This is a genomic window from Planomicrobium soli (genome assembly GCF_003014655.1).
Lineage (GTDB): Bacteria > Bacillota > Bacilli > Bacillales_A > Planococcaceae > Planococcus > Planococcus soli_B.
Map to the genome: position 1 here is coordinate 25,690 of NZ_PYAT01000021.1, position 15,591 is coordinate 41,280.

Genomic DNA, 15,591 nt, shown 5'->3' on the forward strand with positions numbered 1-15,591 from the left:
TCCTTCTGTTACTTTTTCAATACATTAAATACTAGCATAACAATGCATGAAAATACAGTTGAAGATGGGAAAAAATGAATATTGCAATCGTCTTTTGACACAAAAAATCCACGCTGAAAGCGTGGATTTTTCATTAGTTTGCAATTTGGTTTGTGAAAGGTTCTAATACGTTTTCCTTGTCCACTTCTTTGTAAGTTAAAACTTTTGACACTGGTTCATGTGTTTCACCGTAAAGTTCTTCCACTTTATATGAATGAATATCTTTATAAGCTTTTTTCATCGCTTCATAAATATCTTCTTCGGTTTCTCCGTTTGGAGCCCAGTACAAGATTTCCATTGAATTTTCTTCGCCTGTCGCAACGGAGCGGCGGCAATAGCCTATTGATGCGGCATGTTCAAATCCTTCTCGTGCATAAAAGCGCAAACGTTTTTCCGTATCTGTATCTTCGTAGTTGACCGGTTCTACTTCTAGAATAATCGGTTTATTTTTATCTTTCAGCATCTGCAAGGTCTTTTTACCAAGGCCCATGCCACGGGATTCTTTTGAAACGAATAAATAATCAACAAACGAGAAGTTCGAGAATTCCGCATACATCAAAACATGATAAGGACCTTCATCTTTATAATAAACATTGCCTTTTTCTTTCAGCAACGTCTCCATATGCTCTTTCGATTTCATTTCTTCTACTGGAAAATACTGATTCAACTTTTCATACCAATTCATCAAATTGCCCCTTTCAATTTTGAAAGCTATTAATCATGTTTACAGCCATATAAAGCCATATCATTCTGGAGAGTAAATAGAGGTAACTGCGGGTCTTTCATAATTATCAACTTAAACCTATACCCAAATTCCTGAGGAATAAAACAAAAATGGCACAAATTCATATGAACATGTGCCATTTCTTATCTAATAAAACCAGCATATCATTTTTCTAATCATTTTACGATTATTTTGCTCGCCAGCCAATATCAGAGCGGTAGAAAAAATGATCCCACTGAAGCTGTTTCAACTGTTTGTATACATTTTCTTGCGCATCCTGAATTGATTTACCGGCAGCAGATACAAGCAACACGCGTCCGCCATTGCCTATAAACCCTTCATCACCTTTTTTAGTGCCGGCATGAATGATTTCCAGCCCTTGCAAATGGGCTAACTCAGGAAGCAAATGGCCTTTTTCCACTGTTCCCGGATACCCTTCGCTTGCCACAACCACTCCTAGTATTGCTTGTTCATCCCATTCAAGCGAATAAGCGCTCCCATTTAAAATGGCTTGCATAAATTCAGCAAAATCGGAAGTCATTCTAGGCAGCACGACTTGCGTTTCAGGATCACCGAATCGAGCGTTAAATTCAATCACTTTCGGCCCTTGATCAGTCAGGATAATTCCGGCATATAAAATTCCGTTAAACGGTACGCCTTCTTTTTCCATCGCCTCAACGGTTGGTTTCACAATCCGCTCGAATGTTTCATTAATTACTGACTCAGGAATTTGAGGCACCGGTGAATAAGCGCCCATGCCTCCCGTATTCGGTCCACGATCGCCGTCGTATGCCCGCTTATGGTCTTGCGAAATAGGCATCGGATAGATTTTGCCGGCTTGGACAAACGACATAAACGAAAATTCTTCTCCAGCCAGAAATTCTTCAATGACCACTTTGGAACCCGAACTCCCGAATTTCGCATCTTCGAGCATATCATTGACAGCGGCAATAGCTTCGCCTTCTGTCATGGCTACAACTACTCCTTTGCCGGCAGCTAAACCGTCCGCTTTCACAACAATAGGCGCCCCTTTTTCACGAATGAACGAAATTGCGGGTGCTGCTTCCGTAAACGTTTCATACGCAGCGGTCGGGATGTTGTATTTTTTCATTAGTTCTTTCGCGAAGGCTTTGCTCCCTTCTATTTGCGCGGCCGCTTTGGAGGGGCCGAAAATGGACAAGCCTTTTTCATTGAAAAAATCGACGATGCCTTCTGCAAGCGGCTGCTCGGGGCCAACAAATGTGAAGCTAATGTCGTTCGCCTCGGCAAAGTCCGCCAATGCGTTAAAATCCATTTCATCAATAGCGATCAGTTCTGCCTCAGCTTCCATCCCGTCATTTCCAGGAGCTGCGTAAACCTGTTCAACCGCTGAAGCACGTGCAAATTGGCGGACAATGGCATGTTCTCTGCCGCCTCGCCCAATGACTAATACCTTCATGTCGCTTCACCTCGCTTAATGTTTGAAATGACGAATTCCTGTAAAGACCATGGCAATACCGAATTCGTTCGCTTTGTCGATCGACTCTTGGTCCTTTTTCGATCCGCCTGGCTGAATGATCGCTTTTATGCCGGCTTGTGCTGCAGCTTCTACAGTATCAGACATCGGGAAAAATGCATCAGATGCCATAATAGCCCCCTGTGCCTGCTCTCCAGCTTGCTCAAGGGCAATTTTAGCAGATCCGACGCGGTTCATTTGGCCAGCTCCGATACCAAGCGTCATATCCGCGTTGCAAACAACAATTGCGTTTGACTTGACATGCTTAACGACGCTCCAGCCAAGTTTCAGCGCAGCGAGTTCCGCTTCTGTCGGTTGGCGTTCTGTTACTACTTGAATTTCGGCATCTTCGTAACCTAAAGCATCCGGTTCTTGAACAAGAAGGCCACCTTCAACAGTCACCAGATTCCAGCGGTCTTTGCGCGCCCGCTCAAATGGAATGGTCAACAGGCGAATATTTTTCTTTTGTGTAAGTATTTCAAGAGCTTCTGCCGTGAAGGCCGGTGCGATAATAATTTCTAAGAAGATGCCGGCCAATTGCTGAGCCGTATCCGCATCTACTTCCCGGTTCAACGCCACGATTCCGCCGAAAATCGACGTAGCGTCCGCTTCGTAAGCCTTGGCGAAAGCTTCACTGATCGATTCGCCTGTACCTACGCCACAAGGGTTCATATGCTTGACAGCAACAGCAGCAGGTATTGTGAACTCTTTGATGATTTGAAGCGCCGCGTTGGCGTCTTGGATATTGTTATACGATAACTCTTTGCCATGCAATTGGTCCGCACCCGCAATCGAGAAATCAGAACCGAGCGGACTGCGGTAAAATGCTGCTTTTTGGTGCGGATTCTCACCGTAGCGAAGCGGCTGGTTTAATTCGTATGTAAGGGTCAGTTGATCCGGGTATTCTTCTCCCGTCAGTTCAGTCAAATAATTGGATATGTAAGAATCATAAGCAGCCGTATGGCGGAAGACTTTTGCAGCCAGGCGGCGGCGGGTTTCGGGAGTCGTGCCGTTTTGTTCATGGAGTTCGGACAAGACCGCTTCATAATCCAAAGCATCAACAATCACTGCCACATATGCATGGTTTTTCGCAGCAGAACGGAGCATCGTCGGACCGCCAATATCGATATTCTCAATAGCATCTTCTACAGTTACATCAGGCTTTACGATTGTTTCACGGAACGGGTACAAGTTAACGCACACAATGTCGATCGGCGCAATGCCGTTTTCAGCCATTTCTCGCTGATGTTCTGTGTCATCCGGTTTGGCAAGCAGTCCGCCATGCACAAGCGGATGAAGGGTTTTAACGCGGCCGCCGAGGATTTCAGGGAATTTTGTCACTTCATCGACTGCAGTAATCGCTACGCCATTCTCTTCTAAAAAGCGCTTTGTGCCGCCAGTCGATAAAATTTCATAGCCCATCTTTTCAAGTTCTTTAGCAAAATCCAATATCCCTGATTTGTCCGATACACTGAGTAGCGCTCGTTTTTTCACTGTGAGTCCTCCTATAATGGGCTGAATTGAATTTCTTCAGCCTTGCATTGAATCATATAAATCTTTTGTCTTAACTGGTTGGTGGAATAATTTTTGCAGCGTCGCCGGATAAAGTTCATGCTCCAGTTTATGAATCTCCTCTTCCACCGCTTCTCGCCCACGGCCAGCAACGGGGAAAGACTGTTGAGAAATAATCGAGCCGGTATCCATACCAGCATCCACATAATGAACAGTGACGCCAGCTCTTTCTGCCCCTGACGCCAATGTCTGCCCGATAGCATCTTTTCCTGGAAATGCCGGCAAGACCGAAGGATGGATATTGATGATCCGGTTCTCAAAAGCTTCGAGCAAAACCGGGCCGATCAAACGCATAAATCCAGCAAGAATCAGCCATTCCACTTTATGTTCCACCAATTTTTCTTTAAGCATTTCTTCGTACAATTGTTTTGAATCATACTGCGCCGGAATAAAAGAAAACGACTTGATTCCAAGCCGTCTCGCCCGTTCCACTACGAAGGCCTCCGGCTTGTCAGTCACAACAAGTGCAATTTCTGCATTCAGCCTGCCTTCTTGAATAGCATCCGCAATTGCTTGAAAGTTTGAGCCGTTTCCTGACGCGAAAACGGCGATTTTTGGTTTAGTTGCCATGTAAGCTGCCATCCTGTTCACCAGAAAATTGAACCCCAGCTGTTTCTGAAACTTCACCAATCACATAAGCTTGCTCCCCGTTTTGAGCTGCTGCATCTAAAACCCGGCCAGCGTCTTCAGGAGCCACTGCCAAGACAAAGCCGATGCCCATATTGAAAACAGAATACAGATCCCGGTCAGCCAAACCGCCTTTTTCTTTCAACAAGCGAAAGACATCAAGCACCGGCCAACTGCCAAGCTGAATTTCTGCTCCTAGTCCCGCTGGCATCATCCGCGGGATGTTTTCGATAAAGCCGCCGCCTGTTACGTGGGCCATGCCGTGGATATGGACATCTTTTGACACCGCAGTAACTGCCTTAGCGTAGATTTTCGTAGGAGTCAGCAGCACCTCGCCAAGAGCTCCTAACGTTTCATAGCCTTCCACTGCCTGATTCAGCGTAAAATTGTTTTCTTCAAAAACAATCTGGCGGACCAGTGAATAGCCATTTGAATGGATTCCGCTTGATGCCAAACCGATCAGCACGTCGCCTGCTTGAATATTCTCGCCCGTAACAATCTTGGATTTCTCAGCAGCTCCGACAGCAAAACCGGCAATGTCGTATTCGTCTTCTTCGTAAAGGCCCGGCATTTCAGCCGTTTCTCCGCCGATCAAGGCAGCGCCGGCTTCAACGCAGCCGTCTGCCACGCCTTTGACGATCTGTTCGATTTTTTCCGGCACCGCTTTGCCGACCGCAATATAATCAAGGAAAAACAACGGTTCTGCACCTTGTGCAACGATATCGTTGACGCACATTGCAACGCAGTCAATACCAATCGAATCGTGCTTGTCCGCCATGAAAGCAAGCTTTAATTTTGTTCCGACACCGTCTGTTCCGGATACTAAAACCGGTTCTTTCAGGTCGAGCGCCGACAAATCGAACATGCCGCCAAATCCTCCGAATGTCCCCATCAAGCCTTTTCGTGCTGTTCTTTCCACATGGGATTTCATGCGGTTGACTGCTTCATAGCCCGCTTCAATATTAACGCCTGCTTTTTCATATGCTTTTGACACGTTGTTTCCTCCTATCGCACTGTTTCTTTCTCATGAGGCAATACTGTACTTGGGAAAATATTTGTTGGGTATTCCCCGGTAAAACAAGCCAGGCAATGGCCGCATTTCGAGCCTGGATCGGTTCTGCCGATATTTTGCACCATGCCATCCACTGATAGGAACGACAATGAATCGGCTCCGATGATTTCACGCATTTCTTCTATTGTATTATTCGCAGCAATCAATTCACCCGACGTACTGATGTCAATGCCATAGAAGCATGGGCTTTTGATTGGCGGTGAAGAAATGACCACATGCACTTCTGTCGCCCCCGCTTCTTTCAGCAAATTGACGATATGGCGGGAAGTCGTGCCGCGGACGATGGAATCATCGACCATAACGACGCGTTTGCCTTTGACCACTTGGCGGACCGGCGACAATTTCATCTTCACGCCCTGTTCACGCAAATCCTGCGACGGCTGGATGAACGTCCGGCCGACATAACGGTTTTTGATCAACCCAAGTTCATAGGGAATGCCGCTTGCTTCCGAATACCCAATAGCAGCCGAGATGCTTGAGTCTGGTACACCGGTTACAACATCCGCTTCTATTTTAAATTCTTTTGCCAGCTGGATGCCGAGGCGTTTGCGGGCTGCATGGATATTGACTCCATCAATATCAGAATCGGGGCGTGAAAAATACACGTATTCCATTGTGCAAATTGAACGTTCTTCTGGATAAGCAAAGCGTTCTGCACGTACGCCGTCATTTGTGATGATTAAAAATTCGCCAGGTTCAACTGAACGAACGAATTCTGCTCCAACGATATCAAAAGCGCAAGTTTCGGATGCTACTACCCAGGAATCGCCCAGCTTCCCTAGCGACAATGGGCGCAAGCCGTTCGGATCAAGTGCAACATACATTGCTTCTTCCGATAAGATAATACAAGCAAAAGCACCTTTTAAAAGGGACAATGCATTTTTTGCTTTTTCTTCAAATGTTGCATAGCCGCTTCGTTTGATCAAATGAGCCAATACTTCTGTATCAGATGTTGTTTGAAAAATGCTGCCTTGGCGTTCCAGATGGCCTTTTAACTCGGTTGCATTCACCAAGTTGCCGTTATGCGAAATAGCCAAACTGCCTGTCGTTGAATTGAACAAGAGCGGCTGTACATTTTCAATGCCGCTGCCTCCTGCTGTCGCATAGCGGACATGGCCGATTGCCGCTTTCCCTGCAATTTTTTCAATTTTCTCAGGCGTAAACACTTCACTGACCATACCTTCGCCTTTTAACGGCTTCAAAGATTGTCCATCTGTTGAAACGATTCCGGCGCCTTCTTGCCCGCGATGCTGCAGCGCATGCAAACCGTAATAAGTCAATTGAGTTGCATTGGCATGTCCCCAAATACCGAAAATACCGCACTCTTCGTTTAAGCTTCTGATTTCAGCAAGCATGGGATAGCTCCTTTCCAAGCTGAGCGAAGCGCATCGACTGATTTATTGATCCAAGCCGTGCCGTCTTCACTTTTGATGATTACATGGTCTCCAGTGACAGTACCGATCCGCTTGGCATCCTTGACAAGTGCTTCAAATTCTTCAACATGTTCCGGTGATACGGAAATGATAAATCGTGATTGCGATTCGCTGAAAAGAGCTGTTGTTGCTGATCCTAGAAGCGTTGCTTCAATCCCTAATCCGTTGCCGAACGTTTTTTCTGCAAGTGCAACAGCCACACCGCCTTCTGCTACATCATGTGCAGATGCAACAAGACCTTTTTGGATGGCTGCTAGAATTTGTGCTTGGCGCTCCGCTTCAACCGCTAAGTCGATTGCCGGCGCTTTTCCAAAAATGCGGCCTTCAACCATTTTTTGAAGCTCACTGCCGCCGAATTCCGTAAAGCTTTCCCCGATCAAATACACAGCATCTCCGATATTCTTCACATCTTGCGTTGTTACATGAGCCAGGTCTTCTACAAGCCCAACTAACCCGATTGTTGGTGTTGGATAGATTGCTGTACCGTTTGTTTCATTATATAAAGAAACGTTTCCGCCGATAACAGGTGCATCTAAAATAGTGCAAGCTGCCGACATGCCATCAGCCGCTTTTTCAAGCTGCCAGAAGATCTCCGGCTTTTCCGGATTCCCGAAATTCAAACAATCGGTAATGGCCAGCGGTTTTGCTCCTGAAACGACCACATTGCGTGCCGCTTCCGCTACTGCAATCTTGCCGCCAGTTTCCGGATCCAAGTAAATATAGCGGGAATTGCAGTCTGTTGTCATTGCCAATCCTTTGTTTGTACCGCGAACGCGGACCACCGCTGCATCAGATCCTGGGCTGACTACAGTGCTTGTACGCACTTGATGGTCGTATTGATCGTAAACCCATTCTTTTGAAGCGATTGTCGGCTGCTGCAATAAGTTCAACAAGGCTTCCTGATGGTTTTCCACTTTCGGCTCTGCATTGTCCATCGCCTGATATTCTTTAAAGTAAGCAGGAACACTTGATGGTTTATGGTAAACCGGTGCATCTTCTGCAAGTGCATCAACAGGAACTTCAGCTACTACTTCTCCTTTATGAAGAAGGCGCAAAGTAGAATCGTCTGTAACCGTCCCAACAGTTACAGCATCCAAGCCGTATTTTTCGAACAACTCGACAATTTCCGGCTCTCTTCCTTTTTTCACTACAATCAGCATACGCTCTTGCGATTCAGACAACATCATTTCATAAGCTGTCATTCCTGTTTCACGCTGAGGCACATGGTCAAGATCCATTTCAATACCCGATCCAGCTTTAGAAGCCATTTCAGCTGATGAAGAAGTCAGTCCAGCAGCGCCCATATCTTGAATGCCAATCAGCGCATCAGACTTTACAAGTTCCAAACAGGCTTCAAGCAGGAGTTTCTCCATGAATGGATCGCCCACTTGAACAGCTGGACGGTTGTCTCCTGAGGATTCAGTTAATTCTTCTGATGCGAATGTAGCCCCATGGATACCATCTCGGCCAGTTTTCGCGCCGACATACATAACCGGGTTGCCAACGCCTGATGCAACACCTTTTTGGATATCTTCGTGATTGATCAAACCGACACACATTGCGTTAACAAGCGGATTGCCATCATACGAATCGTCAAATTGCACTTCGCCGCCAACAGTCGGGATGCCGATGCAGTTGCCGTATCCAGCGATACCAGCCACTACTTCTTCAAACAAGTATTTAACCCGTGGAGTTGTCAATTCGCCAAAACGCAGAGAGTTCAGCAAAGCGATTGGTCGGGCGCCCATCGAGAACACGTCGCGGATGATGCCGCCAACGCCTGTTGCTGCCCCTTGATAGGGTTCAATTGCAGATGGATGGTTATGAGATTCCATTTTGAAAACGACCGCCTGGCCATCACCGATGTCGACGATGCCAGCGCCCTCTCCTGGCCCTTGCAAAACGCGAGGTGCTTTTGTCGGGAATTTGGAAAGAACAGGCTTTGAGTTTTTGTATGAACAGTGTTCAGACCACATAACCGAAAACAAACCAGTTTCCGTGTAGTTCGGCGTTCTTCCCAAAATCTTTTCAACCATTGCAAATTCCGCATCTGATAAGCCCATTTGCTGATAAATCTTCTGTTCTTTAATCTGCGCTGTATTTGGCTCAAGCATGAGTGACATTTGCTTCCCTCCACTGTTTTACAATTGATTTGAATAACGCAAGCCCGTCGTTGCCGTTGATCAGTTCAGAAACCGCGCGTTCCGGGTGAGGCATCATGCCAAGCACGTTTCCTCTTTCATTGATGATGCCTGCAATCTGGTTGCGGCTGCCGTTAAAATCGTCTGCATACGAGAAAACGATTTGATTGTTTTTTTGAAGTTGCTCATACGTTGCATCGTCGCAATAGTAATTGCCTTCGCCATGCGCGATCGGGATTTGGATTTCTTGGCCTTTTTCGTACTCGGTCGTGAACAGCGTATCAGCATTTTCGACTTTCAATCCAACCGTTTTGCACATGAACTTCAAGTTTTTATTGCGTAAAAGTACGCCTGGGAGAAGTCCTGCTTCTGTCAAAATCTGAAAGCCGTTGCAAATGCCAAGAACCGGCTTGCCGGCTTCTGCCGCTTTTTTCACTTCGTCCATGACTGCTGATGATTGGGCAATTGCACCACAGCGCAAGTAATCGCCATATGAGAATCCGCCTGGCAAAAGAATGCCATCGTATTTGCTCAAGTCTTTTGAATCGTGCCAGACGTATTCTGCTTCTTCGCCCAGCTCATCTTTGATCGCATGGTACATATCCAAATCACAATTTGAGCCTGGAAAAACAATCACTGCGAATTTCATTGCGAGACAGCCTCCTCAATTTCAAAACGGTAATCTTCAATTACAGTATTCGTAAGCAACTTTTGGCACATTTCATTGACTAACGCATCGATATCACGGGCATCATCCGCTATGTTCAATTCCAAGTATTTGCCGATTCGTACATCTTCAACTTCCGCGTACCCCATTTTATGAAGAGACCCCATAACTGCAGAGCCTTGTGGATCTAATACACTTTCACGCAATGTCACATAAATTTTTACCTTCTTCATGAATGTTGACCTCCCAGTCGAGTTAAAATGAGTTCATATGCGTCAGTTAAGTTGCCGAGGTCTCGGCGGAATACATCTTTATCCAGCTTCTGTTTTGTTTTTGCGTCCCAAAGGCGGCACGTATCCGGAGAAATTTCATCTGCAAGCAAAATCGCCCCGTTCGAATCGCGTCCAAATTCGATTTTAAAATCGATCAAATCGACGCCGATTTCATGGAAGAAACCGATCAGTACTTGGTTGATGGCAACCGCTTTTTCACGCAGCTGCTCTACTTCAGCTGAAGTCGCCAACTCAAGCAATTCAATATGGTCCTCTGTGATGATCGGATCGCCGAGTTCATCGTTTTTTAAGTAGAACTCAACAATCGGGCGGGCAAGCACTGTGCCTTCTGCAATGCCAAGGCGTTTTGCCATGCTGCCTGCCACGATGTTTCGCACTACGACTTCAATCGGGATAATGGAAACTTGCTGAACCAGCTGTTCACGGTCAGACAATTGCTGAACGAAATGAGAAGCAATTCCTGCTTTCTGCAATTTTTCAAATAGTAGCGAAGTGATTTTATTGTTCAAGAGACCTTTGCCGGCGATTTCCGCTTTCTTTTCTCCATTGAAAGCGGTCGCTGAGTCTTTGTATTCAACCCATAAAATTTCCGGTTTGTCTGTTGCATATAAGCGTTTTGCTTTTCCTTCGTACAAAAGTTGACCTTTTTCCATTATGAAAGCCCCCGTTTAGTTTAGTCCAAGACGATTGAAAATCATGTCTACTTGCTGTAGGTGGTAGTTGTAGTTAAAACAATCATCCAATTCTTCTTTTGTTAATTGAGAAGTAATGGTTTCATTCGCTTCTACAATCTTACGGAAATGCGTTTGTTTCTCCCAAGCTTCCATAGCACACGGTTGAACAGTATCGTAAGCCGCTTCGCGTGCCATTCCTTTATCAATCAACGTCAGTAGCACCCGCTGTGAATAAATAAGGCCCAGTGTCGAATCCATATTGCGTTTCATGTTTTCCGGGAATACCGTCAAGTTTTTCACGATATTGCCAAAGCGGTTTAACATGTAGTTAAGGGCGATTGTCGCATCCGGCAAAATCACCCGCTCTGCAGAAGAATGTGAAATGTCGCGTTCGTGCCATAGTGGAACGTTCTCGAATGCCGTGACCATATAGCCCCGAATCAATCTTGCAAGACCTGTCATATTCTCAGAACCGATCGGGTTGCGCTTATGCGGCATTGCAGATGAGCCTTTTTGGCCTTTTGCAAAAAACTCTTCCACTTCGCGTGTTTCTGATTTTTGAAGGCCACGGATTTCTGTTGCAAACTTTTCAACCGAAGTTGCAATCAATGCGAGCGTACTCATATATTGTGCATGGCGATCGCGCTGAAGCGTTTGTGTAGAAATCGGTGAAGCTGCAAGGCCAAGCTGTTTGCAGACATATTCTTCAACAAACGGATCGATGTTGGCGTATGTACCAACCGCTCCTGACATCTTGCCGGTTTCAATCGATTTCGCTGCTGCTTCAAAACGCTCTAAATTCCGTTTCATTTCCTCGTGCCACAATGCCAGCTTCAAACCGAATGTTGTCGGCTCAGCATGGACGCCATGCGTACGGCCCATCATGACCGTCATTTTATGTTCTTTAGCCTTGTTCGCTAAAATCTCGATAAAGTTTGTTAAATCCTTGCGGAGGATCTCGTTCGCTTGTTTAAGCAAATACGATAATGCCGTATCCACAACGTCAGTTGATGTTAACCCGTAATGAACCCATTTTCGTTCTTCACCCAGGGTTTCCGACACCGCTCTTGTAAAAGCGACCACATCGTGGCGGGTTTCTTCTTCGATTTCCAAAATGCGGTCTACTGAGAATGAAGCATCTCTCCGGATTTTCGCAACATCTTCTTTTGGAATATCGCCGATTTCCGCCCAAGCTTCACATGCCAGAATTTCAACTTCCAGCCAAGCATTGTACCGGTTTTCATCTGTCCATATGGCGCCCATTTCGGGCCGTGTGTAACGTGCTATCATCTTTTAGTTCCTCCAATTATTCCGGCCAAATGCCGGATTCGTCTATTTCTTTTAAGGTTTGGTCCAAATCATCCGTCAAAATGGTAATATGCCCCATTTTTCGCTTGTGTTTCGCTTCTTCTTTTCCGTACAGGTGAATAGACCAATTTGGATAATGGGCAATTCGTGAAGCAAGCGGTGCTACATGTTCGCCTAATACATTAACCATCACCGTATCTGACCACAACTTCGGCTCTCTGAGCGGCCAGCCGCAAATTGCACGAATATGTTGATGAAACTGAGAAATGTTTGTACCTTCTATTGAGTAATGTCCAGAATTATGAGGGCGTGGCGCCAATTCATTGACGATAATATCGCCTTCTTCTAATACAAACATCTCTACAGCCAGGGTTCCCACCATATTCAAATGCGAGGCGATTTTTCTTGCAGCTTCTTTTGCCTGCTCCAACGTCCTTGGTTCAATTCGTGCTGGCACAATGGTTTTATGGAGAATATGATCTTTATGGATATTCTCTCCTACGGGCAGCACAGTCATCTCTCCATGTACGTTCCGTTGAATTATTACTGAAATTTCTTTTGTGAAATGAACAAATGCTTCCGCTACACATGCTCCGCTTTGGAACAGCGGTTCAGCCAGGGGCAATTCTTCCACGGAAGTGATGGTTTGCTGTCCTTTGCCGTCATACCCTCCAGTTGCCGTCTTCACGACAAAAGGAAAATTCAATTGATTGCTTTTTTCTTTGAACTCTTCGTAACTAGTTGCTTCTATATAATTAGCTATAGGCACTCCCGCTTCTGCAATCGCTTGTTTTTCATAAATGCGATTTTGCGTAACACGGATCAGTTCAGCGCCTTGAGGCACGTAAGACGTTTCTGCAAGCTGTTCCAGACCAGTTGCATCGATATTTTCAAACTCATAAGTGATAACATCACTTACTTCAGCCAATTCTTCCAAAGCATGAAAATCGTTGAAAGGAGCAACAATTTGAATATCTGCTACTTGGCCAGTTGGCGAATCCATTGCCGGGTCAAGTACAGCAATTTTAAATCCAGCTTCTTTAGCTGCCAGTGCCATCATGCGTCCTAGTTGGCCACCGCCAATAATGCCGATTGTCTGTCCTGGCAAAATCGTCTTCGTCATATCAGGTCACCTGAACTTTCCAAAACCTTAGCATTTGTTTGATTTCTACGTTCCTGTAATGTCTCTGCAATCGTAGGATCGACAGTGCCAAGAATCTGGGCTGCAAGGAGTCCTGCATTGGTCGCTCCCGCTTTTCCAATCGCAACAGTAGCAACGGGTACGCCACCAGGCATTTGCACAATAGACAAAAGTGAATCCAAACCATTCAGCGCCTTTGATTGCACCGGTACTCCAATGACAGGCAATGTAGTTTTCGCAGCAACCATTCCGGGTAAATGAGCTGCTCCGCCGGCTCCTGCAATAATAACGTGCAAACCGCGTTCCCGAGCTTCCTCTGCATAGGCAAACATCAAATCAGGCGTGCGGTGAGCAGAAACCACTCGTTTTTCATAAGAAATATTCAACTCATCTAATATATCACATGCATGTTTCATTGTTTCCCAGTCACTTGTGCTTCCCATTATTACACCGATTCGCGGATTCATTCTATTCTCTCCTTATAAACAAATAAAAGCCCTCAAGTAAACTGCTCACTTTACGTGAAAAGCAGAATACTTAAGGACTTTGTACATTTAACGAATTCGAAAACAGGCAATAGTAAAACCTATTTCTCGTCAAGTCTCCATAAGTTGCTTTCCCGCATAGTCCGGACATTACGGTGTCCTGGTAGAAACGCAGAAGCCAATCCTTCTGCATATATGGGGTATCCTCATTCATCATATCAAGTCGAGTAGGTTGAGTCAACGGTAAACTCGAACGTTACGCTTTTAAATGATGCTATTGTTCGTATTTATTAGGAGATAATTTCTAATTATCCATTTTAACGCCTTTAAATTTAACAATTTGCTTTACAGGAATCGGTTTGCCATCAATTTCTTCAAATACCGGTTCTTCTTTGCGGCCCATAGCCATATAGCCTTGCTCTCTCATGCGTTCTAGACAATTGTCCAAAGTTTCATTTTCCTCAACCTCAAACCAAACTGTTTTTTTGCTCATTTGAACAAGTTTCCTCTCCGGACAGTTTTTACCCAAAAGCCCCCATGAATCGTTTTCGGTTCATAAGTAATAATAAAAGCTTTCGGATCAATTTCTTGGATAGTTCTATATAGCGCCAGTTCCATTTTGCGAGGAGTCAGAATTTGCATTGATTGACGATCGCCATCTCTTCCATTTGCAGTCCAATCTGTCACACCATATCCTTTTTCTCTCAATTCACGTGGCAGCTTTTCCCCTGCTTCGCTCGTAATTACATTTACAGTAATATACCCTAAAGCCATTTTTTCTTCTATTTTCGAACCAACAATGACCCCTGTACCAAAACCAATGGCATAGGCAATCAGATTCTGAATCTGATCAAGATTATCAAGCACTAGTCCAAGCCCAACTATATATATAATAGTTTCTACTATACTTACACCTGCAGCGATGTATCGATATCCTTTCAAAGTCAAAATCATGCGTATAGTTAAAAATGCTACATACACAATGTTTATAGTAAAAATAATAAAAATCATTATCCAAGGGTTTATATCCACTATTCTTTTCCTCTTTTCTCTGAATCATTACGTTACATACTAATTTAATTATACCGGGAATGCAAGAGCGTAAAAAATATCGTCTTTTCTTTAAATTTATTTTCTATTAAAGGTATTTAAAGTTCCTACAAAGAATAAGTTTTCATTATAAGATGTAAATAGAGAGCTGAAAGGAGAGGTATGTGTTGAAGCAAGTACTTTTGATTATAGACGCCCAGCAAGAATTGATCGATGGCAATCAAAATGAACCTGGCATATCGGCGAAAGAAAGCTTGCTCGCATGCATTAACAAAGTTATCGAAAAAGCTGTAGCATCAACCATACCAATTGTATTTATACGTGATTTAGACGTTTCTGAAGGAGAAGGGCCTGGTTTTCAAATTCATTCAGCTATCACGCTGCCTGAAAACGCAACAATTTTTGATAAAAAAGCAACAAATGTTTTTTATCAAACACCTCTTCTTGATTTTTTAAAACAGCAAGAAGTTCAACATATTATTATTATGGGGTGCAAGACCGAGTTTTGCATTGATACTGCCGTTCGCACTGCTACAGTAAACGAATTCGATGTTACTCTAGTCAGTGATGGTCACTCTACGACAACTTCTATTATATTGCCGGCGGAAAAAATTATTGCACATCACAACAAAACTTTGCACGGGTTTGATAATATAGATCATTTTTCTTTAGTCCGTGACAGTAAAGAAGAACTATTCTCCCCTATCCACAATCAATATCGGTGATAAAAAAATAAAAAAGCCGTTACCGAAATCGGTAACGACTTTTTTCATGCCCAGCGACGTCCTACTCTCACAGGGGGAGACCCCCAACTACCATCGGCGCAAAAGAGCTTAACTTCCGTGTTCGGGATGGGAACGGGTGTGGCCT

Annotated in this window: 16 protein-coding genes, 1 rRNA gene and 1 riboswitch; of the genes, 1 reads left to right on the forward strand and 16 read right to left on the reverse strand. The window is 44.8% G+C overall.

Translation table 11 applies throughout. The features are described from left to right. Positions 1-133 precede the first annotated feature (133 nt). From B0H99_RS16675 to B0H99_RS16745, 15 genes are all read right to left on the reverse strand, one after another. Positions 134-724 carry an N-acetyltransferase gene (locus B0H99_RS16675; protein WP_106534821.1) on the reverse strand — a complete coding sequence of 197 codons (591 nt, stop codon included), beginning with the start codon at positions 722-724 and terminating at the stop codon, positions 134-136. A 226-nt stretch (positions 725-950) separates the two neighbouring features. Further along, entirely contained in the window at positions 951-2,201 is a 1,251-nt protein-coding gene (gene purD / locus B0H99_RS16680) for a phosphoribosylamine--glycine ligase (RefSeq protein ID WP_106534822.1), read from the reverse strand. Positions 2,202-2,216: 15 nt separating this feature from the next. Beyond that, positions 2,217-3,752, reverse strand: coding sequence for a bifunctional phosphoribosylaminoimidazolecarboxamide formyltransferase/IMP cyclohydrolase (gene purH, locus B0H99_RS16685; protein WP_106534823.1), 1,536 nt, complete (start codon positions 3,750-3,752; stop codon positions 2,217-2,219). 36 nt (positions 3,753-3,788) lie between these two features. Beyond that, positions 3,789-4,400 (reverse strand): phosphoribosylglycinamide formyltransferase, encoded by a 612-nt coding sequence (purN, locus tag B0H99_RS16690; protein ID WP_106534824.1) that lies wholly within the window; start codon positions 4,398-4,400, stop codon positions 3,789-3,791. Beyond that, positions 4,390-5,451, reverse strand: coding sequence for a phosphoribosylformylglycinamidine cyclo-ligase (gene purM / locus B0H99_RS16695; protein ID WP_106534825.1), 1,062 nt, complete (start codon positions 5,449-5,451; stop codon positions 4,390-4,392). Before purM ends, purN begins: the two co-directional genes overlap by 11 nt. An 11-nt stretch (positions 5,452-5,462) precedes the next feature. After that, entirely contained in the window at positions 5,463-6,884 is a 1,422-nt protein-coding gene (purF, locus tag B0H99_RS16700) for an amidophosphoribosyltransferase (protein WP_106534826.1), read from the reverse strand. Continuing rightward, positions 6,860-9,085 (reverse strand): phosphoribosylformylglycinamidine synthase subunit PurL, encoded by a 2,226-nt coding sequence (gene purL, locus B0H99_RS16705; protein WP_106534827.1) that lies wholly within the window; start codon positions 9,083-9,085, stop codon positions 6,860-6,862. The genes purF and purL overlap by 25 nt, the downstream gene beginning before the upstream one ends. Continuing rightward, entirely contained in the window at positions 9,069-9,752 is a 684-nt protein-coding gene (gene purQ / locus B0H99_RS16710) for a phosphoribosylformylglycinamidine synthase subunit PurQ (RefSeq protein ID WP_106534828.1), read from the reverse strand. The genes purL and purQ overlap by 17 nt, the downstream gene beginning before the upstream one ends. After that, positions 9,749-10,003, reverse strand: a complete 255-nt coding sequence (gene purS / locus B0H99_RS16715; RefSeq protein WP_106534829.1) for a phosphoribosylformylglycinamidine synthase subunit PurS — start codon at positions 10,001-10,003, stop codon at positions 9,749-9,751. The genes purQ and purS overlap by 4 nt, the downstream gene beginning before the upstream one ends. Next, a complete protein-coding gene (gene purC, locus B0H99_RS16720; RefSeq protein WP_106534830.1) occupies positions 10,000-10,716 on the reverse strand; it encodes a phosphoribosylaminoimidazolesuccinocarboxamide synthase in 717 nt (238 codons plus the stop codon). Before purC ends, purS begins: the two co-directional genes overlap by 4 nt. Before the next feature lie 15 nt (positions 10,717-10,731). After that, entirely contained in the window at positions 10,732-12,027 is a 1,296-nt protein-coding gene (purB, locus tag B0H99_RS16725) for an adenylosuccinate lyase (RefSeq protein WP_106534831.1), read from the reverse strand. Between the two features lie 16 nt (positions 12,028-12,043). Further along, positions 12,044-13,168, reverse strand: a complete 1,125-nt coding sequence (purK, locus tag B0H99_RS16730) for a 5-(carboxyamino)imidazole ribonucleotide synthase (RefSeq protein ID WP_106534832.1) — start codon at positions 13,166-13,168, stop codon at positions 12,044-12,046. Further along, positions 13,165-13,653, reverse strand: coding sequence for a 5-(carboxyamino)imidazole ribonucleotide mutase (gene purE / locus B0H99_RS16735; protein ID WP_106534833.1), 489 nt, complete (start codon positions 13,651-13,653; stop codon positions 13,165-13,167). The genes purK and purE overlap by 4 nt, the downstream gene beginning before the upstream one ends. 137 nt (positions 13,654-13,790) lie before the next feature. Beyond that, positions 13,791-13,890: riboswitch (purine riboswitch) on the reverse strand. Between the two features lie 85 nt (positions 13,891-13,975). Next, positions 13,976-14,164 carry an NETI motif-containing protein gene (locus B0H99_RS16740; protein WP_106534834.1) on the reverse strand — a complete coding sequence of 63 codons (189 nt, stop codon included), beginning with the start codon at positions 14,162-14,164 and terminating at the stop codon, positions 13,976-13,978. Then, complete coding sequence (locus B0H99_RS16745) at positions 14,161-14,682, reverse strand: DUF2179 domain-containing protein (RefSeq protein WP_106534836.1); 522 nt, start codon at positions 14,680-14,682, stop codon at positions 14,161-14,163. The genes B0H99_RS16740 and B0H99_RS16745 overlap by 4 nt, the downstream gene beginning before the upstream one ends. A gap of 206 nt (positions 14,683-14,888) precedes the next feature. On the opposite strand from B0H99_RS16745, the gene B0H99_RS16750 reads away from it, so the two are divergent. Continuing rightward, positions 14,889-15,446 carry an isochorismatase family protein gene (locus tag B0H99_RS16750; RefSeq protein ID WP_106534837.1) on the forward strand — a complete coding sequence of 186 codons (558 nt, stop codon included), beginning with the start codon at positions 14,889-14,891 and terminating at the stop codon, positions 15,444-15,446. A 48-nt stretch (positions 15,447-15,494) separates the two neighbouring features. On the opposite strand, the gene rrf is transcribed toward B0H99_RS16750, so the two are convergent. Then, positions 15,495-15,591 (reverse strand): 5S ribosomal RNA (gene rrf, locus B0H99_RS16755); the annotation flags it as partial.